Origin of the sequence: Variovorax paradoxus EPS, assembly GCF_000184745.1 — a bacterium.
GTDB classification, from domain to species: domain Bacteria; phylum Pseudomonadota; class Gammaproteobacteria; order Burkholderiales; family Burkholderiaceae_C; genus Variovorax; species Variovorax paradoxus_C.
Genome location: NC_014931.1, coordinates 3,288,225 through 3,312,587, shown reverse-complemented (window position 1 = coordinate 3,312,587; position 24,363 = coordinate 3,288,225). Strand labels below are relative to the sequence as shown.

General features: G+C 70.4%; 20 protein-coding genes. 5 read left to right on the top strand and 15 right to left on the bottom strand.

From position 1 onward, the window contains the following. Positions 1-53 precede the first annotated feature (53 nt). The 3 genes from VARPA_RS15300 to VARPA_RS15290 all read right to left on the bottom strand — a co-directional run bounded on the left by VARPA_RS15300 (position 54) and on the right by VARPA_RS15290 (position 6,702). Positions 54-4,724, bottom strand: coding sequence for a PAS domain S-box protein (locus tag VARPA_RS15300; RefSeq protein ID WP_013541483.1), 4,671 nt, complete (start codon positions 4,722-4,724; stop codon positions 54-56). A gap of 42 nt (positions 4,725-4,766) precedes the next feature. Then, positions 4,767-6,209 (bottom strand): sigma-54-dependent transcriptional regulator, encoded by a 1,443-nt coding sequence (locus tag VARPA_RS15295; protein ID WP_013541482.1) that lies wholly within the window; start codon positions 6,207-6,209, stop codon positions 4,767-4,769. Positions 6,210-6,321: 112 nt separating this feature from the next. Further along, positions 6,322-6,702: a histidine kinase dimerization/phospho-acceptor domain-containing protein gene (locus VARPA_RS15290; RefSeq protein WP_144298994.1), complete on the bottom strand. Its 381-nt coding sequence runs from the start codon at positions 6,700-6,702 to the stop codon at positions 6,322-6,324. A gap of 171 nt (positions 6,703-6,873) precedes the next feature. On the opposite strand from VARPA_RS15290, the gene rpoN reads away from it, so the two are divergent. Together rpoN and VARPA_RS15280 are read left to right on the top strand one after the other, a co-directional pair. Next, entirely contained in the window at positions 6,874-8,301 is a 1,428-nt protein-coding gene (gene rpoN, locus VARPA_RS15285) for an RNA polymerase factor sigma-54 (protein WP_013541480.1), read from the top strand. 36 nt (positions 8,302-8,337) lie between these two features. Next, complete coding sequence (locus VARPA_RS15280) at positions 8,338-8,571, top strand: hypothetical protein (RefSeq protein WP_013541479.1); 234 nt, start codon at positions 8,338-8,340, stop codon at positions 8,569-8,571. A 22-nt stretch (positions 8,572-8,593) separates the two neighbouring features. On the opposite strand, the gene VARPA_RS15275 is transcribed toward VARPA_RS15280, so the two are convergent. From VARPA_RS15275 to VARPA_RS15230, 10 genes are read right to left on the bottom strand one after another with little or no spacing between them, the layout of a single operon-like run. Further along, a complete protein-coding gene (locus tag VARPA_RS15275; RefSeq protein ID WP_013541478.1) occupies positions 8,594-9,169 on the bottom strand; it encodes a DUF1003 domain-containing protein in 576 nt (191 codons plus the stop codon). Further along, complete coding sequence (locus VARPA_RS15270) at positions 9,156-9,995, bottom strand: TIGR04290 family methyltransferase (RefSeq protein ID WP_013541477.1); 840 nt, start codon at positions 9,993-9,995, stop codon at positions 9,156-9,158. The genes VARPA_RS15275 and VARPA_RS15270 overlap by 14 nt, the downstream gene beginning before the upstream one ends. A gap of 14 nt (positions 9,996-10,009) precedes the next feature. Beyond that, complete coding sequence (locus VARPA_RS15265; RefSeq protein ID WP_013541476.1) at positions 10,010-11,128, bottom strand: CgeB family protein; 1,119 nt, start codon at positions 11,126-11,128, stop codon at positions 10,010-10,012. Continuing rightward, positions 11,125-12,246 (bottom strand): CgeB family protein, encoded by a 1,122-nt coding sequence (locus tag VARPA_RS15260; RefSeq protein WP_013541475.1) that lies wholly within the window; start codon positions 12,244-12,246, stop codon positions 11,125-11,127. The genes VARPA_RS15265 and VARPA_RS15260 overlap by 4 nt, the downstream gene beginning before the upstream one ends. Further along, positions 12,243-13,364, bottom strand: coding sequence for a CgeB family protein (locus VARPA_RS15255; RefSeq protein ID WP_013541474.1), 1,122 nt, complete (start codon positions 13,362-13,364; stop codon positions 12,243-12,245). The genes VARPA_RS15260 and VARPA_RS15255 overlap by 4 nt, the downstream gene beginning before the upstream one ends. Continuing rightward, the gene (locus VARPA_RS15250) at positions 13,352-14,527 is read right to left on the bottom strand and encodes a glycosyltransferase family 4 protein (protein ID WP_144298993.1); all 1,176 of its coding nucleotides are present in this window, start codon (positions 14,525-14,527) and stop codon (positions 13,352-13,354) included. The genes VARPA_RS15255 and VARPA_RS15250 overlap by 13 nt, the downstream gene beginning before the upstream one ends. Beyond that, complete coding sequence (locus tag VARPA_RS15245) at positions 14,517-15,572, bottom strand: Gfo/Idh/MocA family protein (protein WP_013541472.1); 1,056 nt, start codon at positions 15,570-15,572, stop codon at positions 14,517-14,519. The genes VARPA_RS15250 and VARPA_RS15245 overlap by 11 nt, the downstream gene beginning before the upstream one ends. After that, positions 15,569-16,522, bottom strand: a complete 954-nt coding sequence (locus tag VARPA_RS15240; protein WP_041942914.1) for an MDR/zinc-dependent alcohol dehydrogenase-like family protein — start codon at positions 16,520-16,522, stop codon at positions 15,569-15,571. Before VARPA_RS15240 ends, VARPA_RS15245 begins: the two co-directional genes overlap by 4 nt. Before the next feature lie 2 nt (positions 16,523-16,524). Then, positions 16,525-17,676: an NAD-dependent epimerase/dehydratase family protein gene (locus tag VARPA_RS15235; protein WP_013541470.1), complete on the bottom strand. Its 1,152-nt coding sequence runs from the start codon at positions 17,674-17,676 to the stop codon at positions 16,525-16,527. Further along, positions 17,673-18,791 (bottom strand): NAD-dependent epimerase/dehydratase family protein, encoded by a 1,119-nt coding sequence (locus tag VARPA_RS15230; RefSeq protein WP_013541469.1) that lies wholly within the window; start codon positions 18,789-18,791, stop codon positions 17,673-17,675. Before VARPA_RS15230 ends, VARPA_RS15235 begins: the two co-directional genes overlap by 4 nt. A gap of 288 nt (positions 18,792-19,079) precedes the next feature. Between VARPA_RS15230 and VARPA_RS15225 the strand changes: the two genes are divergently transcribed. Together VARPA_RS15225 and VARPA_RS15220 are read left to right on the top strand one after the other, a co-directional pair. After that, a complete protein-coding gene (locus VARPA_RS15225) occupies positions 19,080-20,234 on the top strand; it encodes an inositol-3-phosphate synthase (protein ID WP_013541468.1) in 1,155 nt (384 codons plus the stop codon). Continuing rightward, positions 20,231-21,187 (top strand): glycosyl hydrolase, encoded by a 957-nt coding sequence (locus tag VARPA_RS15220; RefSeq protein ID WP_013541467.1) that lies wholly within the window; start codon positions 20,231-20,233, stop codon positions 21,185-21,187. The genes VARPA_RS15225 and VARPA_RS15220 overlap by 4 nt, the downstream gene beginning before the upstream one ends. Here VARPA_RS15220 and VARPA_RS15215 read toward each other — a convergent pair. Together VARPA_RS15215 and VARPA_RS15210 are read right to left on the bottom strand one after the other, a co-directional pair. Continuing rightward, positions 21,106-22,158 (bottom strand): UDP-glucuronic acid decarboxylase family protein, encoded by a 1,053-nt coding sequence (locus VARPA_RS15215; RefSeq protein ID WP_013541466.1) that lies wholly within the window; start codon positions 22,156-22,158, stop codon positions 21,106-21,108. The two genes, VARPA_RS15220 and VARPA_RS15215, sit on opposite strands and share 82 nt — an antisense overlap. A gap of 58 nt (positions 22,159-22,216) precedes the next feature. Beyond that, positions 22,217-23,602: a UDP-glucose dehydrogenase family protein gene (locus tag VARPA_RS15210; RefSeq protein WP_013541465.1), complete on the bottom strand. Its 1,386-nt coding sequence runs from the start codon at positions 23,600-23,602 to the stop codon at positions 22,217-22,219. 229 nt (positions 23,603-23,831) lie between these two features. Between VARPA_RS15210 and VARPA_RS15205 the strand changes: the two genes are divergently transcribed. Continuing rightward, positions 23,832-24,362 (top strand): protein-tyrosine phosphatase family protein, encoded by a 531-nt coding sequence (locus VARPA_RS15205; RefSeq protein WP_013541464.1) that lies wholly within the window; start codon positions 23,832-23,834, stop codon positions 24,360-24,362. The last annotated feature ends 1 nt before the right edge of the window (position 24,363 follow it).

Sequence of the window (24,363 nt, the reverse complement as noted above, 5' to 3'; positions counted from 1 at the left end):
CGCGAAGTGGGTGGAGGCCCCGTGCGCGGTCGGCGCCGGTATGGATGCGGCATTCATGCATCGGGCAAACGGCGTGCCTGGCGGCCCGCCTCGTGCGCGCGCAGCAGCCGCTGCAGGTCGGAGGCCGTCACCGGCTTGGCGACATGCTCGTCGAACCCCGCCGCCAGCGCCGCGGCCCGGTCGGCCGGCTGGCCCCAGCCGGTGGCGGCGATCAGCACGAGCTCGCGGCCCCAGGGTTCGGCGCGGATGCGGCGCGCCACCTCGTGGCCGTCCATGCCGGGCATGCCGATGTCGAGCACCGCCGCATCGGGGCGCAGCGCCTGTGCCACGCGCAGCGCATCGATGCCGTTGTTCACTGTCTCGACCTCGAAGCCCGCCCTGGAGAGCATCTGCTCCAGGCCCCAGAGCGCATCGACGTTGTCGTCGGCGAGCAGAAGCCGCTGCAGCCGCACCGGCGCCTCGCCGCCGGCTTCGGGCGCGAGCGTCGACATGGCCGCGGCCGGCCGCGCGGTGGGAATCCGCACCGTGAAGCGGCAGCCCCGACCCAGCCCTTCGCTGTGGCCGGTGACGGTGCCGCCGTGCAGCTCCACGATGTTGCGCACCAGCGCCAGACCGATGCCCAGGCCGCCGTTGGCGCGCGCGTGCGCATGCTCGCTCTGCACGAACATCTCGAACATCGTCTCGATCGACTCGGGCTCCATGCCGATGCCGTCGTCGGTCACCTCGAACACCGCGTCGCGCGCCTCGGCCCGCACCGACAGCGCGATGCGCCCCGGCGCGGGCGTGTACTTGGCGGCGTTCGACAGCAGGTTCGACAGCACCTGGCTGAGCCGGATCGGGTCGGCGTCCAGCGCGATCTCTTCCTCGGCGATGTCCAGATCGAGCGTGTGGCGCCCGTGCTCGATGAGCGGCCGCACCGTCTCCAGCGCCGCATCCGCAATGGCCTGCGCGCTGATGCGCTCGCGGCTGAGCGCAAGCCGGCCCTGCCGCAGGCTCGACACGTCGAGCAGCTCGCCCAGCATGACCTTCATGACCGAGGCCTGGCGGCGGATCACGCGGGCGGCACGTGCCTGGTCCTGCGTGGCGAGCGATTCGGGCGCGAGCAGCTCGGCCGCGCCGCTGATCGAGGCGAGCGGGTTGCGCAGCTCGTGCGAGAGCACCGCCAGAAAGCGGTCTTTCGCCGCGTCGGCCGTTTCCAGCGCGCGGCGCGCGGCCTCGTTGGCGCGCAGCGCGGAGAGCAGCTCGCCGCGGCTTTGCTCCAGTTCCTGCTGCGCGGCGCGCTGCTTGCTCTGGTCGCGCAGCACCTTCACCAGTCCGATCGACCTGCCCTCGCCGTCGTGCATTGGCATGAGCGCACCGCTGGCCCAGAAGCGCGAGCCGTCCTTGCGCTGGTGCAGCCGGTCGTCCGCCGCGCGGCCTTCGGCGAGCGCGGTGCGGGCCTCCTCGACCGGTGCGCCGGCGGCGCGGTCTTCCTCGGTGAAGATCAGGTCGGCCGAGCGGCCGAGGATCTCCTGCTCGCTGTAGCCCAGCAGCCGCTCGGCGCCGGCGTTCCAGCTCGTCACGCGGCGTTCCATGTCGACCGAGAAGATGGCGTACTCGATCGCGTTCTCCAGCATCAGCCGCATGCGCTCCTGGCTCTCGCGCAGCGCTTCCTCGGCCAACTTGCGCTCGCTCACGTCGGTGCAGACGATCAGCGCCGAGTCGGGCCGGCCGCCGCCGTCGGTGAGCACCGTCACGCTCTTGTGCAGCCACATGACCTCGCCGTTCTTGCGCACGATGCGGTTCTCGGCCTGGAACGGCTTGCCCTGCGCGGCGAGCTGCTCGAAGAGCGACTGCGTCGCCGGAAGGTCCGCCGGGTGCACGAAATCGAGCACACGCCGGCCCAGGAGCTCGTCGTCCCCGTAGCCGGTGAGCGCGCGGTAGCAGGTGTTGGCGAAGGTGATCTCGCCGTCCAGCCGCATCTGCGCCACGCCCACCGAGGCCTGGTTCACGATGGCGCTGAAGCGCTCCTGAGATTGCCTGAGTGATTCCTGTGCGACCTTGCGCTCGGTGATGTCCACGAAGCTCAGCACCACGCCGGCGATCACGTCCTCGATGGTGCGGTAGGGCCGCGCGCGCGCCAGATACCAGTTGCCCCGCGCGTCGCCCACTTCGCGCTCCGAAGGCTGCAGCGAGCGCAGCACGGCGCGCGCATCGTCCGAGAGCTCGGGGTAGTCCAGCCCGGTGACCAGGTCCGAGAGCGGGCGCCCCGTGTCGCTCGCGATCAGCTTGAAGATGGTCGCCGCGCTCGGCGTGAAGCGCATCACGCGCAGGTTCCGGTCCAGGAACACGGTGGCGATGGCCGTCGCGTCCATCAGATTCACGATGTCGCTGTTGGCATGGCCCAGGTCGTCGACCTTGTTCTTCAGTTCCTGGTTGACCGTGGTCAGCTCTTCGTTGATCGACTGCAGCTCCTCGCGGCTGGTGTCCAGCTCCTCGGCGGCCGCATGCAGTTCCTCGTTCATGGCGTGCAGCTCTTCGTTGCTCGCCTTGAGCTCCTCGGTCGAGACCTCGTACTGCTCCACCGTCTGGCGCAGGCGCGCCTTCAGGCGTCCGACCTCGCGCTCCAGGTGGCTGGCGATGGGCTCGGGCTTCATACGCGGCAGGACGGCGAAGGCGTCGCCGGCCGCAGGGGCGGTTTCGCCGGAATTCCCCTCGAGCGCGTCCTGGCGCAAGTCCTGGCGGCGCAGCAGCACCAGGAAGCCGCCGCCGAACGCCTCCACCGGCCGCACGCTGACGGTCACCTCCACCTCGCCGCCGGCGATGCGCGCCCGCACCGGCGCCACCTCCACAGGCTCGTGCCGCTCGTGCGCGTGATGGAGCGCCGTCTGCAGTTCGGCCTTCAGGTCGGGCACGATGGCCTGCATCACGTTGCGCGAAGGCTCGCCGCCGCCGAAGTACAGGAACGCCGTGGCCGCGGGCGAGATGTGCAGCATCTCGTGCCCGGCGTCCACCAGGATCGAGGGCGGCGCCAGCAGGTCGACCAGCTGCAGGTGCATTTCGGCCCAGGTCATGGTTTGCCCGCCGCGCAGGGTCGGCAGCATGGCCTGCGGTGCGACGGGCGGCGCAATCGCCGCCAGGGGGATCACCGCCTGCGAGTGCCGCGCCGCGGCCGCTCTTGGCGGGCCGACGGGCCGGGGCGGCACCGGTGCGCCCGCGCGCGACTGGCAGCGCAGGTAGATGCGGTGCGGCTTGTCGGCCACGGCGAACAGGCGCCCGTCGCCGTCCGCCGCCTCCGAGACGCCGAGGAACAGCGGCGCGCCCGGGTACATCGCGAAGTGCAGCGTCTCCAGCACGCGCGTCTGCGCATCGCGGTTCAGGTAGATGAGCAGGTTGCGGCAGGTCGCCAGGTCGATGCGCGCGAACGGCGCGTCGCGCAGCACGTCGTGCACCGCGAACAGCACCATCTCGCGCAGTTCGCGCCGCACCCGCAGGCCGCGCGGCTCGCGCACGAAGAACTGCCGGATGCGCTCTTCGCCCAGGTCGGCCTCGGCCGCCAGCGGGTAGATGCCGTCGCGCGCGGCTCGCACCGCCTCCTCGTCCAGGTCGGTCGCGAAGACCTGGATGGACGGTGGGCTCTCCAGCGTGCGCGCGTGTTCGCTCAGCAGCATCGCGATCGAATACGCCTCCTCGCCAGTGGCGCAGGCCACCACCCAGGCGCGCAGCGTGTCGTCCGGGCCCTTGTGGCGAAAGAGCTCCGGCACGCGCGCTTCCAGTGCGGCGAAGCTGTCGCTGTCGCGAAAGAAGTTGGTCACGCTGATGAGCATGTCGTGCACCAGCGCGCCCGCCTCGCCGGGCCGCGTGCGCAGGCAGTCGAGGTAGGCCTGCAGGTTGCCCACGCCGTTCACCTGCATGCGCCGGCCGAGGCGCCGCAGCACCGTGGCGCGCTTGTAGTCGTCGAAATCGCGGCCGGTGCGGTCGCGCACGAAGGCCAGCACCTCGCGCAAGGCCGCTTCGCCGGGGTCCGTCAGCGCGGCCTCGGCGAGCGCGGCGTCGTGCGCCGGCGGCTGTTCGGGCGGCAGGCGCAGCTGCGATTCGAGGCGGTAGTACGCGGCGATGCGCGTGCCCATCTCGCGCGCCGGCAGCACCCAGTCGACCATGCCGGTCGCGAGGGCCGTCTGCGCCATGCCCCCCTCGGCCGACTCGCGCGGGTCCTGAACGATGGTCAGGCCCCCGCGCTCCTTGACGCGCTTGATGCCGATGGTGCCGTCGCCGTCCGGCCCCGAGAGCACCACCGCCGTCGCATGCGGGCCATGCGAATCCGCGAGCGTGCGAAAGAAAAGGTCCGCCGGCAGGTGGCGCCCGCCGCCCGCCGGCAGCTCGGCCGGTTCGATGAAATTGCCGCGCATGTGCGGCGGCCTGCCGGGCGGCAGCACATGGAGGGTGTCGGGTGCGAGGCGCACCCGCTGGTCGACCGGCACCACAGGCAGCGCCGTCGCCGCGCGCAGCGTCTGGACGAGATCGGCAAATGCCTTCGGCCCGCGGTCGGACAGGTTCAGCACGGCGACGAAGGCCATGCCCGAATCGGACGCGGTGCCCTGCAGGAACGCGCACAGCGCCTCGACGCTCCCCGCGGCGCCGGCCAGGCCCACCAGGGGCAGGAGGCCATAGCCGAACGACGGCACCGCATCGTCCAACTGCGTGGCGCCTTCTTCTTCGGCCCTGTCGGGCGTGGAATCGTTCAATGCAATCCTTGCGTGGTTTGCGCGGCCCGGCGGCCGCGCGGGCTACTGCTGGTATTCCTTGAGCCGGTTGTAGAGGGTCTTCATGCTGATGCCCAGCAGCGCGGCGGTGCGCTCCTTGTGGCGCCCGCAGCGCTCGTAGGTGGCGAGGATGAGCTGCCGCTCCACATCGGCAAGCTGCGTTCCGACCTCGACCACGAGCTGCTGGCCGCCCGGCACGAGCGGCGCGGGCGCGCTGTCGCGCCCGGTGTCGAATGCGGTCGTCGATGGCATGGCGAAGGCCCCGCCATTGCGCGGCGCCTCCGGTGTCTCGCGCAAAGGCTGTGCGGACGGCGCGGGCAGCCATTCCTCGTCGATCTCCGATCCGCTCGCCATCACCCAGGCGCGCTGCAGCACATTGCGCAGCTCGCGCACATTGCCCGGCCAGCGCCAGGCCGCAAGGCGCGCGTGCGCACCCTGGCTCAGGTGCTTGGCGCCGCCGCCTTCCTGGCGCGCCATGTCCTGCAGGAAGTCGCTCGCGATGAGCCCGATGTCGTCGCCGCGCTCGCGCAGCGGCGGCAAGGCGATGGGGAATACGTTGAGCCGGTAGAGCAGGTCTTCGCGCATGCGGCCGCTCGCCACCGCCGCGGCCGCATCGCGGTTGGTTGCCGCGATCACGCGCACATCGGTCTGCTGCACCTGCGTGGAGCCCACGCGCATGAAGGTGCCGGTCTCCAGCACCCGCAGCAGCTTCACCTGCAGCTCCAGCGGCATCTCGGTCACTTCGTCCAGGAACAGCGTGCCGCCGTGCGCGCGTTCGAAAAAGCCCTGGTGCTGGCGTTCGGCACCGGTGAAGCTGCCGCGCTCGTGGCCGAAGATCTCGCTCTCGATCAGGCTGGGCGAGAGCGCGCCGCAGTTCACCGCCAGGAAGGGCTGCTCGCGCCGGCGGCTCATGTCGTGCACCGCGCGCGCCACCAGTTCCTTGCCGGTGCCGCTCTCGCCGTGGATGAACACGGTGACCGCGGTGCGCGCCACGCGCGAAATCTGCCTGTACACCCGCTGCATCTCCTGCGAGCGGCCGATCAGCGGGCCGAAGCGCCCGGTCTCGCGCCAGAGTTCCTCGACCTCGTCGAACTCGGCGCGCAACTGCGACGGTGCGATCAGGCGCGATAGCAGGCCCTTCAGGTGCTGCGGGTTGATGGGCTTCACGAGGTAGTCGGCCGCGCCCAGGCGCATGGCGCGGATCGATGTCTCCAGGCTCGCCTGGCCGGTCATGAGCACCAGCACGGTGTCGCTCAAGGCCTCGTTCTTGTCGTCGAGCAGCTCGAAGCCGTCGCCGTCGGGCAGGTGCAGGTCGAGCAAGAGCAGGTCGGGCCGCTGCATCACCATCAGCCGGCGCGCGGCGACGAGCGAATTCGCGCACATCACCGAGTGCCCCTCCCGCGCGACGAGCGCGGCCATCATGCGGGCCGAATCTTCGTCGTCCTCAACGATCAATGCGTGCGCCAAACCGACTCCAGATACAAAAACAGGCGCGTGCTTCTTGCGTGTTTTTCGCGCTCTTTCCGATGCTCCCCGATTCAGTCGATGGTTCTCCTGCCCGGCACTCGCGGCCGACGGTTCAACCGTTGAACTCGCGTGAGAATTCGTGCACTCGATGTGTCAGCGTATTCATACGCGCGATCTGCCGCTCGAGCACCTGCATCGCCTCTTGCTTCAACGAGGGATCGTCGGTGGTGCTCATGAGTTCGAGCGCCACCGCCATCGCACCGACCGGTGCGCGCAGGTCGTGGTCGAGTTGCCGTGCCGCCTGCGCCTGGCGCGCCGTGTGCGCGCGCAGCGCGGCCAGTTGCCGCTCCACCGAGACGCGCCCGCGCGCTCCGCCTTGCCGCCGCAGGCCCGAACCGAGCGCCACGCCGACGATGCTTGCAAACGCACCGGCCAACACGCCTGCAGTCCATCGCCCCGCGGGCGCTCGCATGCCGTTTCGAATGTTTTTCATACCGCCAGTGTGGGCCAACGAAGCAGCCTTGTCAGTCGGACGGCGTTGCAAGAATTGCTGCAAGGCGTTCTGGGTGCCGTGTCTCGTGCATCGAATTGCACACTTTCAACCTCGTTTTGCGCGCGCTTTTCGGATTTTTTCCTGGCACGACCATTGCGCGTGTCCATCGCCATGAATTCATCCATTGCCATGCAGGCGCGGCAGGCGCAGGCCGCGATCTTCTCTCCCCGGCTGCAGCATGCCGTACGGCTGCTCCAGCTTTCTTCGCAGGAATATGCAGAGGCTCTTCGCGACGCGGCGGAGCTGAACCCCTTTCTCGAAATCGACGAACCCTCGGTGGGCGGCACGCCCGAAGCGCTGGCGGAGCCGGTACGGTCTGAAGCGAGCTCTGAAGCCGAGGCCGCGTTCGACCGCATCACCGCGGCGCCGCCCGCGGGCACGCGCCACCTCTCGCACGACGAAAGCCTCGATGCGATGCAGCGCCTGGCGCTGCCGGAGTCGCTGTCGGCGCACCTGCATGCGCAGCTCGGCGTGCTGCGCCTGGACGAGCGCGATGCGGCGCTGGCCCATGCGGTGGTCGAGGCGCTGGACGACGACGGCTACCTGCGCATGCCGCTCGGCGACATCGCTCTCGCCCTCGGTGAAAACCCCGACGACACCGAAGACGAGATGCGCACCGCGCTGCGCCGCGTGCAGGCGTTGGACCCGGCCGGCGTGGGGGCCCGCAGCGTGCCCGAATGCCTCTGCCTGCAGCTCGATGCGATCGAGCCGGTGCCGGTGCGCGCGCTCGCGCAGCGCATCCTGGAGCGCCATATCGACCTGCTCGCCGCACAGGACTTCGCCGGCATCGCGCGCGCAGCCGGCGCGCCGCTCGCCGAGGTGCAGTGCGCAGTCGCCGGCATCCGGCGGCTGAACCCGCGCCCGGGCTGGGGCCATGGCGAGACCGGCGCGCGCCTCGTCGTCGCCGACGTCACCGTGAAGAAGGTGCGCGGCGCGTGGCGCACCACGCTCAACCCGCATGCGGTGCCGCGCGTGCGGCTGAACACCGCCTGTGCGCAACTGCTCGACACGCGGCGCGGGGCCCACACCGGCGCGCTCAAGGCCTACCTCGAACAGGCGCGCTGGATGGTGGGTACCGTGGCGCAGCGCACCTCGACCATCCTGGAGGTGGCGCGTGCCATCGTGGCGCGCCAGCAGATGTTCCTGGAGCACGGGCCGCTCGCGATGAAGCCGCTGGGCCTGAAGGAAATCGCCGACGAGGTGGGCGTGCATGCCTCGACCGTCTCGCGCACGGTGAACAACAAGTACATCGCCACGCCCGCGGGCGTGTTCGAGCTGCAGTACTTCTTCTCGCGCGGCCTGCAGCACACGGCCGGCGGCGCGAGCGCGCCGGTGGCGGTGCAGCAGCTCATTCGCGAGCTCATTGCGATCGAGCCGCCGACCGCGCCGCTGAGCGACGCCGCGCTCGCTCGGCAACTGGCGCAGCAGGGCTTTCACATCGCCCGCCGCACCATCACCAAGTACCGGCAGACGCTGGACATCGACCCGGTGGAGCGACGCCGCGCGCGCGGCGCCCGGCTCGCGGCCGCAGCAGCCTGACAAGGTGTGCAACCGCAGAAAGAAGACGCGAAGACCATGTGCATCGAATTCCTCGACCGGCTGAGCCGCTCCAAGGCACCGCTCACGCTCACGCAGCCCGACGAGATCAACAACCTCGTGGTGCTGCGCGCGGCCGGCTTTGTCGCCGCATTCACCTTGCGCTCCGTGCGGGATGGCGAGTCCCGCGAGTGGGGCCGCTTTCTCGCGGTGACGCCGACGGGCCGCGCGGCGCTGGCCGACGGCAGCCGCAGCAGTACTTGCGACGGCTGAACTGCAGCCCACGCCCGGCACTTCAAGGCGCGTCGGCGCCGGGCTCCTCGATGCGGTCGAGCACGCGCTCGGGCGACACGTTGCGCCGCAACTCGCCCAGCTCGGGATCGTTCGCGGCCGGGATGTCCATGCGCTGGGCGATCTCTGTCACCAGCGACATGATCTTGGTGATCTCGTGCTCGCCGAGCAGGCTGATCTGCAGGTCGAGGTCGGCGCGCTGGTCGGCCAGCGCGGCCATGCGGTTCTGGCTGATGAGCACGAAGGTCGAGATGAAGATCGCCTCCACCGAGGCCACCATCGCCAGCACCACGAAGGTCGGATCGAAGGGCCGCAGCGGCGGCAGCCAGCCGAGGTTGACCGCGATCCAGCCGCCGTAGACGAGGAGGTGCAGGTACACGAACTTCATGCTGCCCGCGAACGAGGTGATGGCATCGGCGGCGCGGTCCTGCAGGCTCGCGGCCTGGGTCTTTTCGCGCCGCCGGCGCATCAGCGCGGCGATGTTGCGGTCGACCACCTGGGCGACCGGCGATTCGCGTGCCCGCCCTTCTCTCTTTTCTTTCTCTTGGTCTGCTTCGCGCTCGCGGTCAGCTTCCTTCACCGATGGCTCCCGTGGCCGCGGCGTACTGCGATTCGAACATCGCCCGGCCGCGTCGCGCCTCCGCATCGGGCACGCACAGGTAGATCTCGTGGCCCGGGCGCGCCTCCACACGCAAGCCGCTGCTTCGCAGCATCGCCTCGACGCCCGCATGGTTGGGCGCCCACCAGTTCGTCGGATCGCCGGCCAGCCGGTGCTCGATGAAGGCCATGCGCGGCCAGCCGCTTTCCAGCAGCGGCGCGCGATCGTCGATGGAACAGTCCTCTAACGGCCCGTAGACCGAATCCCCCGGCATGGTGAGCGTCTGGAACATCAGCATGCGGCGGGTGCGCTCGGCCAACAGGTCGAGTGCGAGCAGCGGATAGCGCAGGTGATAGAAGACGCCCATGAACCAGACGAGGTCGAAGCTCGCATCGGTGCGCGCGAGGTCGTAGACCTGCATCTTCCGGAACTCCACCTGCGCGCCCAGCCCGAGCTGCCTGGCCGCCCAGCGCGCCTGCGCGAGGTAGTGCTCGTCGACATCGATGCCGAGCACCGAGGCGCCGCGCCGCGCGAGCTCGAAGCTGTAGAAGCCCGCGTTGCAGCCCACGTCGAGCACGCGCCAGCCGCTCAGGTCCTCGGGCACGAAGGGCCGGATCTCCTGCCACTTGAAGTTCGGGAAATCGCCACCCAGAAAGTGCTCGGGCGTCGTCTGCACGCCGCCCGGCAGGTGCAGGTTGTGGAACCACGGGCCGAGCGCCTCGATCTGCTCGCGCACCGAGGGCTCGCGGCCGGCCGCATCGAAGGCGGCCACCGTGTCGGACAGGGAAACGGACGATGGATGCTGCATGCGGTCTCCTTCTTTCATGCCGCCTCGCGCACCGGCATCCGCAACAGCGCCATGCGCGCATGCGCTTCCAGCTCGGCGGCGCGGTGCGCGGCCGTGTGCTCGGCCAGGATGCGCTGCCGCGCGCGCTCGCCCACCGCGCGCCGCTCTTCCTCGGGCAGCTCGCGCAGCAGCCGCGTCACCTCGCGCGGCGAATCGGCCAGGAAGATCTCGCGGCCCGGCACCAGCAACGACTCGATGCCGTCCCAGCGGTCGCTCACGATCGGCGTGCCGCAGGCCGCGGCCTCGAAGAGCCGCACGCTCGGCGACCAGCCCGCGCGGATCATGTCGGCGCGCGTCACGTTGAGCGTGAAGCGCTGGCGGTTGTAGAACGCGCGGTGCTGCGCGGGCGGAAGGTGCGCGGTGTAGCGCACGTTGGCGGGCCACACGATGCCGTCCGGGTACTGCGCGCCGGCCACCTCGAAGCGGCCCTCGGGCCATTGGCGCGCGGGCTCCAGCAGCAGCGCCTCCAGCGTGGGCTGCCGGTCGTCGCTGTAGGTACCCATGTAGCCGAGGTCGCAGTCCTGCGCCACCGGCTCGGGGAAATACAGGGCAGGATCGACCGAGCAATAGAGCTGCCGCGCGGCCGGCGAACCGAACTCGCGCTGCAGCCGCTCCAGCGTCGGACCGCCGGTGAACGACAGGTAGAGGTCGTAGCCCGCGATCTGCCGCGCTTCGATGTAGCTCGTGCCGTCGCGGCCGAGTGCCGCGAGCGTGACGGGCGTGTCGATGTCGTAGAAGGCGGTGCAGCCCGAGGCCTGCGACTGCACCCAGTCGCCGACCGCAATGCCGTCGGGCACGAAGGAGCCGACCATCACGAGGTCGGCCTCGCCAACGTCCCGTGCATGCGCGCGCTGCAGCGCCGGCAGGTCCGCATAGAGCACGGTGCGTCCATGGCTCGAATCTGGCGGCTCGGGCAGGTCGCGGTGGCTCGCGTACCAGGGCACGTCGCGCTCCAGGAACAGCACGTCGTGACCTCGCCGCGCCAGCTCGCGCACGAGGCCGCGGTAGGTGGTCGCGTGGCCGTTGCCCCAGGAGGACGTGATCGAGAGCCCGAGGACGACGATCTTCAGCGGTTCGGTCGATGCCGCGCTCATGCCGCCACCTCCACCGCGCGCGCGGCGTCGCGGCCTTCGAGCAGCGCTTCGAGCTGCGCGGCGCGGTGCGCATAGGTGTGCTCGGACAGCACGCGCCGGTACGCGGCCTCGCCGATGCGGCGGGCGCGCACCGGATCGAGCCGCTCGACGTGCGCCGCGACCTCCTCGCCGTTGCGCGCCACCAGCACTTCGCGCCCCGGCTCCAGGAAAAGCTCGATGCCTTCCCATGCATCGGTGATGAGGCAGGCGGCCGAACCCGCGGCTTCGAAGACGCGCGTGGCCGGCGAGAAGCCGTAGCGCGCCATGCTGTCGCGGCTCACGTTGAGCACCGCCATCGGCGAGCGGTTGAAGGCGTTGTGGTCGGCGGTGTAGACATGGCCGAGGTTGCGCACGTTCGCGGGCAAGGGCTTGTCGTCCCAGCCGCTGCCGCCGAGCAGGAAGCGCCGCTCGGGCAGGAGCCCGGCCGCGCGCAGGAAGAAGGCATCGACGCGGGCTTCGCGGTCGGGCAGCCGGTTGCCGAGAAAGCCCAGGTCGGCTGCGAAGCGCGGATCGGCCTCGACCGGATGGTGGGTGTCGGGATCGAGCGCGTTGTAGATGGGCACGCAGTCGCGCGCGCCGAAGCGCCGGTAGGCCTCGACCACCGGATCGCCGCCGCCATAGGTGAGCACCATGTCGTAGCGCGGCACCAGCGCATGGAACGGGTCGGCGAAGTCGGCCGCGAGGCGATCGAGCGTGGCGGGCGCGTCCACGTCCCAGAACACGACACGCGTGTTCGGGCCGCGCAGGTCGAGCACGGCTTCTTCGAGCAGTTCGTCGAACACGCCCACGCCGCTGGCCTTCACCACGAGGTCGGCACCGCGCGCATGCTCGACCATGCGGCGCGCGTTCGCGTCGCCCTCGCCCGGATAGACGATCACCTCGGCCCAGGGCGGATCGTCGATGTCGCGGTGCTGCTGGCGGCCGAAGGCATCGGGTTCGTAGAAGCGCACGCGGTGGCCGCGCGCATGCAGCGCGCGCACGATGCCCCGGTAGTAGGTGGCCGCGCCGTTCCAGTAGGCCGAGACCAGGCTGGAGGCGAAGAAGGCGATGTTCATGGGCGGGCTTGCTGGCTGGGTCATGCGGGAATGCTCCGGAGGTTGTGGGTGCGTTCGCCGTCCAGCTGCGCATGGATGGCGAGAAGTTCGTCGACGCGGTGGGCGCAGGTGTGGCGGGCACGCACGGTGTCCAGGCCCTGCGCGATGAGCGCGCGTGCGAGCGCCGGGTCGTTCAAAAGGTCGCGCAGGTGGCGCTGCATCGCGGCGCCGTCGTTCGCCACCAGGAAGTCCCGGCCCGGCGCGAACAGGCCTTCGCTGTCGCGCCACGGCGCGCTCACCAGCGGAATGCCGCAGGCCAGCGCCTCGAACACGCGGATCGTCGGTATGCCCGGCAGCGCCTGCACGTACGGCCGGCGCGGCACGTGGACGGTGACGCGGTGGCGCGCGAAGACCTGCGGCACGCGGTAGTTGGGGAGCCAGCCGCCGTAGTCGATGCCGGCGCTCTTCAGCCGCGCAAGCGCCTCCGCCGGATAGCGCACGCCGTGCACGCAGGCGCTGAGGCCGAGCGCGCGCACGGGCGCGAACAGAAACTCCTCCAGCTCGGCGGCGCGCTCGTCGTCGCCCCAGTTGCCGATCCACACCAGGTCGCTCTCGGGCGCCACGTCGTCCAACGGATGGAAACGCCGCACGTCGGCCGCCTCATGCCAGGTCCACGCACGGCGGCCCCAGCCGCGGCGGCGGTAGAGCTCGCGGATCACTTCGCCGAAGGCGAGCACGCCGTCGTAGTGCGAGAGGTCGTAGGCGGCCATGCCCTCGGCGTCGCTCACCGAGCGGTGGTGCGTGTCGTGGAACAGCAGCCGGTAGCGGCCGCCGTCGCGGCGGTGCAGGCCGATGCGGCGCACCAGCGCATGCGGGTTCCATTCGTGCACGAGCACCATGTCGGCGCCAGCCAGCGCCTCGTCGAGGTCGAGCATGTCGGGATCGAACACGGTGCTGTGCAGCTCCGGATAGGCGCGCGCGAAGCCTTCCACTGCATGGGCGTGCTCGGCTTCGAGATTCACGCGGCTCCATGCGCCGCGCGGCTCGTACACAGCCACCTCGTGGCCGCGCGCCATCAGCTCGCTGCAGATGCCGCGCAGGAAATGGGCGTTGCCGTGGTTCCAGTCGGACACGAGCGAATGGCAGAAGATCACGAATCGCATGGGATCGCCTCCGGTTGTCGTTGCACTGGCGCCTGCACTGCCGCATCGGCCACTGTGTGCTTCGGCGCACACAGCCGCGCATAGGCGCCGAGGTAGGCCTGCACCATGCGCGAGGGCGTGAAGCAACGGGCGCGGATGCGGGCGCGGTGCGCCATCTGTTCGCGCTGCCGCGGGCCGTCGATGAGCTGCATCAGCGCCGCGCGCAAGGCGCCGGCATTGCCGGGCGGCACATACACGGCGGCATTGCCCCACACCTCGCGCAGGCTGGGCACGTCGCCGAGCACCAGCGCGCAGCCCGACAGCGCCGCTTCGAGGGCCGAGAGGCCGAACGGTTCGTAGCGCGCCGGCAGCGCATAGATCGATGCCTCGGCGAACTGCGCGGCCAGCTCCGTCGGCGCGAGTTCGCCGAGCCATTGCACGGCCGAGGCCTGTACCGCCGCCGTGGTGCATGGCGCCATGCGCCCCGGCTCCACGCACGCGCCCGCCACGCGCACCGGCCACGGCAGGCGCGGCGCCACCGCTTCCAGCGCGGCGAGGTTCTTGGCCGGGTCCCAGAGGCGGCCGGCCGCAAGAATCACGGGCTGCTTCTCGCCCGGCCGGAAGTCCGCGGGGCTGCGTCCGTTGGGCAGCACCACGCCGCCCTGCACATGGCCGTGCTCGAAGGCCAGCGCATCGAGCATCGCCTGCGTGGGCGCGCCCACCAGCGTGGCACCGGCGAGACCACGGCGCACGATGTCGCGGTAGGCGTCCCATGACGAGGGCGCGCGCTCGCCGTGCACCGCGCGCCACCACGAGAGCACGCACGAATGCGCGACCACGAGCGTGGGCGCCACGAAGGGCCAGGCGCCGAACGCGAACTGGTTCAGGTGGACCACGTCGGGCCGCAGCCGCGCTTCCAGGCCCAGCAGCCAGTCGCCCGCACGGCACACGTCGTCGCGGGCATCGTCCATCCATTCGAGGCGCCAGCTGCTCTCGTGCAGCGCCACGCCGCGCAGCGCGGCCGCCTGCGCGCGCTGCGCCGGCGTGAGCCGCGCGCCCATGGTCGCGAGCGACACGCGCATGCCGCGCCGCGCCAGGCCCGCCGCAAGCTCCAGCCCCTGGTGCCAGACGCCGCCGACGGTGTCGACCGTCATCAGCACATGTCCGGTGGATTCAGCGCGCATAGATCGCATCCAGCACCTCGGCGACCTGCGCGAGCCGCGCGACTTCGGGATCGAAGCGCCCGCCCGCCGCCAGCACGCGCGCCCAGTGCACCGCCGCGCGGCCGCCCCAGGCATCGGGCGGCACGGCGAGCGGCAGCGCGCGCGTGCCCTCGAAGCGCTCGGCGATGAAGTCGTAGAACGACCCATCGATGTTGCGCATCGCGGCGCCGCCGCGGGTGCCATGAAAGTGCGCCTCGATCACCGCATCGCGCCCCGCCGGCAGGTTCCACGAACACGCGAGCCGCACCACGCAGCCGTTGGCCAGTTCGAGCTGCGCGACCGCATGGTCCTCGACCTCCGCGCTGGGCAGCACGAGCTTGCGGCCGCCGGCGTGCAGGGAGCTGGAGACCGACTGCACGCGCGGGAACCCGAGCGTCCACAGCGCGAGGTCCACCATGTGGATGCCCAGGTCGATGACGCAGCCGCCGCCCGAGAGCTTTGGGTCGCGGAACCAGGGCTTGTCGGGCCCGTAGGCGTTGTGAAAGACCAGGTCGACCGCGTACACCTCGCCGATCGTGCCGGCCTCCACGCATTCGCGCACCCGCTGCATCGCCTGCGTGCGCCGGTACGACAGGTCCACGCCCAGCAGCCGGTCGGCGCGCCGCGCGGCATCGATCACGCTGCGCGTCTCGGCCGAGGTGCGCGCGAGCGGCTTCTGGCAGAACACCGCGATGCCGCGCGCGAGCGCCGCCTCGGCCTGCTGCGCGTGCAGCGCGCTCGGCGTGGCGATGACCAGGCCGTCCAGCGGCAGGTCGAGCAGCGCGTCGATGGAGGCGAGCGATGCGGCGCCCGGTTCGAGTTCGCGCGCCGCATCGCGCATCTGCGCATCCGCGTCCGCGATGGCGACGATTTCGGCGGCGCCGTCCATCGCGATCGCCTCCATGCGGTTGCGGCCGATCCAACCGACGCCGAGGAAGCCCAGGCGCGGGCGGTGCGGCATGCGCGTGCGGGGCGAGCTTGTGGTGTGTGGTGCGGCTTCCATCACCGCGATCGGATCGGCGCTCATGCGGTCACCACCGCCTTGAGGAAACCATCGGGCCGCGTGCGCGTGAGTTCGAGCGCTTCGCCGAGGCGGTCCAGCGGCAGCCGGTGCGTGAACAGCGGCGCTGGGTCGAGCACGCCCGATGCCATCAGGTCGACCGCCTCGCGGATGCCCTGCACGTAGGCGCGCGGATCGCGCTCGTGCGCATTGATGACGTCGATGCCGCGCCAGTTCCACATCTGCATGTTGACTTCGCGCTTGCCGTCCTGGTGGTAGCCCGCGACCACGAGGCGGCCGCGCTCGCCGGTGATCTCGCCCGCGAGGTCGAGCGGCCACTGCAGGCCCACGGCCTCGATGGTGCGCTCGCACATCGCGCCGCCGGTGAGGCGCCGCACTTCCTCGACGATGCGGTGGTGGTCTTCCATCGCGATGGTGTGCGCCGCGCCCATGCTGCGCGCCACCTCCAGCGAGAACGGCCGCCGCGAGATCGCGATGACCCGCGCATCGGCGCGCGCGGCGAGCCGCGTGAGGATCGCGCCCAGGAAACCAATGCCGACAATCGCCACCGTCTGGCCCGCGCGGATGTCGCTGCGCCGGAAGATGTTGACCGCGCAGCCCAGCGGCTCGCCAGGCATCGCGGCATCGGCCAGCGCGGCGGGCAGCGGCACGAAGGCGCCCGCATCGGCGATGTCGTACTCCGCATGCGCGCGGTAGGTGAGCGCGGCCACGCGGTCGCCCACCGCGACGCCCTGCACGCCCTCGCCCACCGCGGCCACGCGGCCCCAGCCTTCGTGGCCCGGCGCGCCGGCGGGTTGCGGATAGTCGAACCATTCGCGGCCTTCCCAGAGCGGAAGGCTCGATGCGCAGACGCCCGAGCCTTCCAGCTTGAGCAGCAACTGGCCGGGTCCGGGCTCGGGCACCGGCACGCGTTGCAGCGCAACTTGGCGCGGCGAGGTGATGACGCTTGCGTACATGCTCACCTCCCCGTGACAGCCAGCGTCGGCCGCCGCGACGCGGGTTGGCGCAACGCCGCCTGCGGCACCGGCTGTGCACGCATCTCGCGCAGCCAGCCATGCAGCCGCTCCACGCCCTGGCGCGCATCGACCGCCGGCCGCCAGCCGGTGGCCGCCTGGAAAGCGCGCGTGTCCGAGACGTAGTAGCGCTGGTCGCCGGTGCGCCAGCCCTCGTGCGCGGTCTCGGGCCTGTGCCCTTCGAGCGCACCGATCATGTCGATGAGTTCGAGCAGGCTCACCACGTTGCCCGGCCCGCCGCCGATGTTGAACACGCGCCCCGCGAGCGCATCGATGCCGCGCCGTGCGCGCAGGAAGGCATCGACCAGATCGTCGACGAAGAGGATGTCGCGCACCTGCCGGCCGTCGCCGAACAGCGTGATCGGCTCTCCCGCCAGCGCGCGCAGCAAAAAGTGCGCGACCCAGCCCTGGTCCTCGGTGCCGAACTGGCGCCAGCCGTAGATGCAGCTCATGCGGAACACCACGGTGCGCAGGCCGTAGCTGCGCGCGTAGTCGCGCACGTACTGGTCGGCGGTGCCCTTGGAGCAGCCGTAGGGGCTGTGGAAGTCCAGCGGGCGCGTCTCGGCGATGCCGTGCGCGGCGATGTCCGCATCGGCCGGGCCGTAGCGCTGGCCGTCCAGTTCCAGCGCCACGTCGTCCAGGCCGCCATACACCTTGTTGGTCGAGGTCATGACCAGCGAGGGCGGCACCGGCTGCGCGCGCGCGGCCTCCAGCACATTGAGCGTGCCCAGCGCGTTGACGGCGAAGTCCTCGCGCGGATCGTCCAGGCTGGTGGTCACCGCCACCTGCGCGGCGAAGTGGAAGACGTGGTCGGCGCGGGCCACGGCGCGCTCGACCGCGTCGGCATCGCGCACGTCGGCCACCATCACGTCCAGGCCGTGCGGATGCGTCTGCTGCAGCCACGCCAAGTTGCGTTCCACGCCGGGCCGCGAGAGGTTGTCGAACACCAGCACGCGCTGCCCTTCGGACAAGAGCCGGTGCGCCAGGTTCGCGCCCACGAAGCCGGCGCCGCCGGTGATGAGCGTGGCGCGCCCGCCGCCGTTCAGCGCACGCCGCCGCGAAGCCGCCGCCGAGTCGATTGCATCGCGGCCGTTCATATGGCGAGCCCGCGTGCGGTGAGTTCGGCGCTGGCCTGCGCCACGCGGTCCACGGCGGCCTGGCCTTCGAGCCAGGCGGCGAGTTCGGCCAGGCCGTCCTCCAGCGTCACGCGCGGCGTGTAGCCGAGCACCTTGCGCGCCTTGGCGATGTCGGCATAGCAATGGCGGATGTCGCCGACGCGGTACTTGCCGGTGATCTCGGGCGCGAGGTGCTCCTTGCCGACGGCCTGCGCCACGCGCTGCGCGATGTCGCGCACGCTGCGCGCCTCGCCGCTGCCGACGTTGAAGACCTCGCCCGCGGCGGCGGGCATTTCCAGCGCGAGGCGGCAGGCGCGCGCGATGTCGTACACGCTCACGAAGTCGCGCTGCTGGTGTCCGTCCTCGAAGATCTTCGGCGGGCTGTCGTTGAGCAGGCGCGCCGCGAAGATCGCGAGCACGCCGGTGTAGGGATTCGAGAGCGCCTGGCGCGGCCCGTAGGCGTTGAAGAAGCGCAGCGCCACCGTCGGAATGCCGTAGGCGCGGCCGGTCATGAGGCCCATGCGCTCCTGGTCGAACTTGGACAGCGCATACACCGAGGCGAGCGCGGGCGCCTTGTCCTCGGGCGTGGGCGCGGGCTGCAGCGCGATGCCGTCTTCGTCGCGCCATTCCCAGTCGCCTCGGCGCAGTTGCTCCAGGCTGCGCTCCTGCACCGTGCGCAGCTCGCCGCCGGCGGTGCGGTAGAGGCCTTCGCCGTAGAGGCTCATGCTCGATGCGACCACCAGGCGCTTGACCGGCCGCTCGATCAGCGCTTCCATCAGCACCGCGGTCCCGAGGTTGTTCACCCGCGTGTAGTGCGCCACTTCGTACATGCTCTGCCCCACGCCCACGGCCGACGCCAGGTGGTAGACCGCGTCGATGCCGCGCAGCGCGTTGCGCACCGCCGCGGGATCGCACACGTCGCCGGTCACCAGCTCGACGTCGGGCTCCAGGTAGTCGGGCCGCTTCGCGTCTTCGCCGTGCACCTGCGGCGCGAGGTTGTCCAGAACGCGGACGCGGTAGCCATGGGAGAGCAGCTCGTCCGCAAGGTGCGAGCCGATGAAACCGGCCCCGCCGGTGATGAGAATGTGCTGAGACATGGAACCCCTTCGTGCTTTGAGTTCGCCGTCGTGGCCATCGGAAGAAAAACGAGTCGTTGTGACGGCGGCGAAGCTTCAAATTCGCAGCCGTCATCGAGCACGCATGTGCGAAGGTACTTACCTGTGTGTAGGTCCTTTTCCCTGTTACGCCACGGCTGAGTTGGGTCTTTGCATCAGTGCCGGATTTGTGCGCGCAGGCGCGTAGATTGCCAAGGAACAAAGCTTCCTTTTTTCTCCACGGCACCACGCCGCGCGCTCCGCGCCGCGGCATCACCAAGGGTCTTCAACATGAGCAAGATACGCGTCGCGATCATCGGTGTGGGCAACTGCGCCTCGTCCCTCGTGCAGGGCGTTCACTTCTACGGCGATGCCAAGGGCACCGACTTCATTCCGGGCCTGATGCACCCCGATCTCGCTGGCTACCACCCCGGCGACATCGAGTTCAGCGCCGCCTTCGATGTGCATGCAGAGAAGGTGGGCCGCGACCTCGGCGAAGCCATCTACACCGCCCCCAACAACACGATGCGCTTCGCCGACGTGCCGCCGCTCGGCGTCACGGTGCAGCGCGGCGCGCTGCACGACGGCATCGGCGCGTACCTGAAGAACGTGGTGCCTGTCGCACGCGGCAAGGCGGGCAACGTGGCGAAGATCCTGCGCGACACCGGCACCGACGTGGTGGTCTCCTACCTGCCGGTCGGTTCGCAAAAGGCCACCGAGTGGTATGCCGGGCAGGTCATCGAGGCGGGCTGCGCCTTCGTCAACTGCGTGCCGGTGTTCATCGCTTCCCGCCCCGCGTGGGAGCAGCGCTTTGCACAGCGCGGCCTGCCGGTGATCGGCGACGACATCAAGTCGCAGGTGGGCGCGACCATCGTGCACCGCATCCTCACCGACCTCTTCCGCAAGCGCGGCGTGCGGCTGGACCGCACCTACCAGCTGAACTTCGGCGGCAACACCGACTTCCTCAACATGCTGGAGCGCGAGCGGCTGCTCTCCAAGAAGATCTCCAAGACCCAGGCGGTGACCAGCCAGCTCGGCCACCCGATGCGCGCGAGCGATGTGCACGTGGGTCCGAGCGACCATGTGCCGTGGCTGGACGACCGCAAGTGGTGCTATATCCGCATGGAGGGCACCACCTTCGGCAACGTGCCGCTGCAGTGCGAGGTCAAGCTGGAGGTGTGGGACTCGCCCAACTCCGCGGGCGTGGTGATCGATGCGGTGCGCTGCGCGAAGCTCGCGCTCGACCGCGGCATCGGCGGCGCGGTGCTTGCGCCGTCGAGCTACTTCATGAAGTCGCCGCCGCAGCAGTTCACCGATGACGAGGCGCGCGAGCTGGTCGAGGCCTTCATCCGCGGCGATGCGGCCGGCCAGGGTGCGGCCTCGGGCCGTCCGGCTGCCACCGTCGCACCCGCCGCCCATGCCCGCCGCAGGAGCAAGGTCGCATGATCGAAGCCGTCAAGTTCTGGAACGAACCCAACAACAAGTCGCACTGGGACCTGGAGCTCGACCCCGACTGGTCGGCCTACGCGCGCATGGTGACGCTCGCCTCCGCCGCGGTGCGCGCGGAGAACAGCACGCTCACGCAGGTGCTGGGCGGCATCTCGCCGATCGATGCGGTGTTCATGGCCAGCCTGCGCGATCGCGGCGTGCTCGACGGGCTCGATGCGGTGGCGGTGCACGGCTTTCCGCTCGACTGGAACCATTGGCCGATCGACGAATGGCCGCAACGCATTGCCGAGATCGAGGCGGTCACGCACCTGCCGGTGTGGGTGACCGAGGTGGGCGTGTCGACCTTCGGCGCCGAGGAGGTGCAGGAGTTCGGCCTGCGCCGCACAGCGCAACTGCTGATGGGCCGCGTGCCTCGCATCTTCTGGTATTCGCTCTACGACCTGCCCGCGGCCTGGCCCGCGACCACGCGGCACCGCGAGGCCGAGGGCTCGAGCTACTACCGCCACTTCCACATGGGCCTGCTGCGCGAGGACGGCACGCCCAAGCTGGCCTGCGACCAGTTTGCGGCCTTCACGCCTGAGTTCGGCATCTGCCAGTGGTTCCACTTCGAGGACCACCGGCTCGACGACGCGGTGCGCTGGCTGAACCAGCTCGGTGTGCGGCGCCTGCGCACGGGCCTCAGCTGGGCCGACAGCTTCCGCCCCGATGCCGACCGCTGGTTCGACCGCCAGATGCGCGCGCTCGAAGGCTTCGACGTGACGCTCACCTTCTGCTTCACGCCCGAGCACCGCGGCATCGCGCCGCACCACACGAGCCCGCCGCAGTTGCCCGAAGAGTTCGCTGAGTTCTGCGCGCGGATGGTGCGGCGCTATGCGTCCAGCGGCGCATGCACCGTGGCGCCGCCGGTCGAGGCAGCCGGCACGACACCCGAGCGCCTTGCGCTGCGCTGAGCGGGCGGCAGCTCGCCGGCCGAGAGCAGGCCATCGAAGTAGTCGATGGTCTTGCGAAGGCCCTCCTGCAGCTGGATGTGCGGCTCCCAGCCGAACATCGAGCGCGCCAGGCGCACGTCGGGGCGGCGCTGCATCGGGTCGTCCGAAGGCAGCGGCGCAAACGCGATGCGCGAGGTCGAGCCGGTCAGGCGGATCACCTCCTCGGCCAGTTCGCGCACGGTGAATTCGCCGGGGTTGCCGATGTTCACCGGCCCGGGTGCGCCCGGCTCCGCCTCCATGAACCGCAGCAGCCCTTCGACGAGGTCGTCCACGAAACAGAAGCTGCGCGTCTGCAGGCCGTCGCCGTACACGGTGATCGGGTCGCCGCGCAGCGCCTGCACGATGAAGTTCGACACCACGCGCCCGTCGCGCGGATGCATGCGCGGGCCGTAGGTGTTGAAGATGCGCGCCACGCGGATGTCCACGCCGTGCTGGCGGTGGTAGTCGAAGAAGAGCGTCTCGGCGCAGCGCTTGCCTTCGTCGTAGCAGCTGCGCACGCCGATGGGGTTGACCTTGCCCCAGTAGCTTTCGGGCTGCGGATGCACGTCGGGGTCGCCGTACACCTCGCTGGTCGAGGCCTGCAGGATGCGCGCATGCACCCGCTTGGCCAGGCCCAGCATGTTGATCGCGCCGTGCACGCTGGTCTTGGTGGTCTGCACCGGATCGTGCTGGTAGTGCACCGGCGAGGCGGGACATGCGAGGTTGTAGATCTGGTCGACCTCCACATACAGCGGCAGCGTCACGTCGTGGCGCATGAGCTCGAAGCGCGGGTCGCCCAGCAGGTGCTCGATGTTGCGGCGCGTGCCGGTGAAGAAGTTGTCGGCGCACAGCACCTCGTGGCCGCGTGCGAGCAGGCGTTCGCACAGGTGGCTGCCGAGGAAGCCTGCGCCGCCGGTGACCAGCACGCGGCGTTGGTTGTTGTAGAGACGCATGGTGTTTGCTCCTTCTTGTTGGTGTGTGTTGCGAGTGAGGCCGGGTGTGTGCGTCGCGTCAGCGGCCGATGGCCAGGTAGTCGAAACCCTGGGTGCGGATCTCGGGCTCGTAGAGGTTGCGGCCGTCGAAGATCACCGGCTGGCGCAGCGCCGCCTTGAGCGCGCTGAAGCTCGGGCTCTTGAAGACCTTCCAGTCGGTGAGGATCACCAGCGCATCGGCGTCGGCCACCGCCTCCATCGGGGCATCGACATAGCGCAGCCGCGCAAGCAGCTCGGGCATGCCGTCGAGGTCGCCGGCGAGCGCCTCGCGGGCCTGCGCCATCGCCACCGGGTCGTGCGCCACCACCTCGGCGCCGCGCTGCAGCAGCGCCTTCACCACCACGCGGCTGGGCGCCTCGCGCATGTCGTCGGTGTCGGGCTTGAAGGCCAGGCCCCACACGCCGAAGCGCCGGCCGCGCAGGTCCTGGCCGAAGCGCTGCACGATCTTGTCGACCAGCACGTGCTTCTGCGCATCGTTGACAGCGCGCACCGCCTCCAGCACCTTCAGGCGCTGGCCGTGCACGGCCGCGGTGTGCACCAGCGCCTGCACGTCCTTCGGGAAACAACTGCCGCCATAGCCCAGGCCCGCATAGAGAAAGCTGTAGCCGATGCGCGGGTCCGAGCCGACGCCGCGGCGCACCTGCTCGATGTCGACGCCGACCTTCTCCGCGAGGTTGGCGAGTTCGTTCATGAAGCTGATGCGCGTGGCCAGCATCGCGTTGGCGGCGTACTTGGTGAACTCCGCGGCCTTCACGTCCATGTGGATCATGCGGTCGCGCTGGCGATTGAACGGCGCATACAGCCGCGTCATCACCTCGCGCGCCTGCTGGCCCGCTTCGCCGGGTTCGGTGCCGACGACGATGCGGTCGGGCCGCATGAAATCGTCCACCGCCGCGCCCTCCTTCAGAAACTCCGGGTTCGACACGAGGGCCACCGGCAGCGCGAGCAGGCCGCTGCCCGCGGCATGGTCGCCGTCGCTGCGGCGCTTCGAGAGTTCTTCCTCGATGGCCGCGCGCAGCTTGCCGGCGGTGCCCACCGGCACGGTGGATTTCTCGACCACCACCTTGAAGCCCTGCATGTGCCGCCCGATGCTGCGGCCCGCCGCGAGCACGTACTGCAGGTCGGCGCTGCCGTCTTCGCCGGGCGGCGTGCCCGCGGCGATGAAGATCAGGTCGCCGTGGTGCACCGCGCGCGCCACGTCGGTGGTGAAGTGCAGCCGGCCGGTGCGCACGTTGCGCTCGATGAGCTGGGGCAGCCCGTCCTCGTGGATCGGGACGCCGCCCGAGCGAAGGATGTCGACCTTGCGCTCGTCCACATCGAAGCAGACCACTTCGTTGCCGATTTCCGCGAGGCAGCTGCCTGTGACGAGGCCGACATAGCCGGTGCCGAGTACCGAGATTTTCATGAAGAACAATGCCTGGACAAGAGGTTGCGATGCATTCGTTGCGCCGGCAAAACCGCATCTGCGTTGCAGTTGTGCCGCGATGGAAAAAACCTAGCAGAAAAAAATCTCGCGGCAAGCAGGACGGTGCCTTCGCGCGCTCGGGTTCGCATTGATGAGCGCGGCATCGGCGCAACACAGAGGCGCGGCGCGCACGCGGGCATCCCGTTTGCCTGCGACGAACACACCATCGATGGACACCTGGACACCCAACTTCAGCTGGATCACGCCGCAGCTCGCGGTGGGCGGCAGCTTTCCCGCGGCGCATGCCGAGCGCCTGGCGACCGAGCACAGCATCCGCGCGGTGGTCGACCTGCGCGGCGAAGCACAGGACGACGAGGTGCTCATGCGCCGCCACGGCATCGCGCTGCTGCACCTGCCCACGCCCGACATGTGCGGCGTGGCGCCGGCGCACCTGGACGACGGCGTGGCCTTCGCCTGCGAATGGATCAACCGCGGGGAGCGGGTGCTCATCCACTGCGAGCACGGCATCGGCCGCTCGGCCACGCTTGCGCTCTGCGTGATGGTGAGCCGGGGCGACACGCCGCTCGATGCGCTGGAGCGCATGAAGACGCGGCGCGCGCTGGTGTCGCCCTCGCCCGAGCAGTTCGCCTGCTGGTGCGGCTGGCTCGAACGGCACCGCACGCGGCTGCGCACCGCATGGCGCGTGCCCGACTTCGACGCCTTCCAGGCCATCGCCTACCGGCACCTGCGGACCGGCTGAG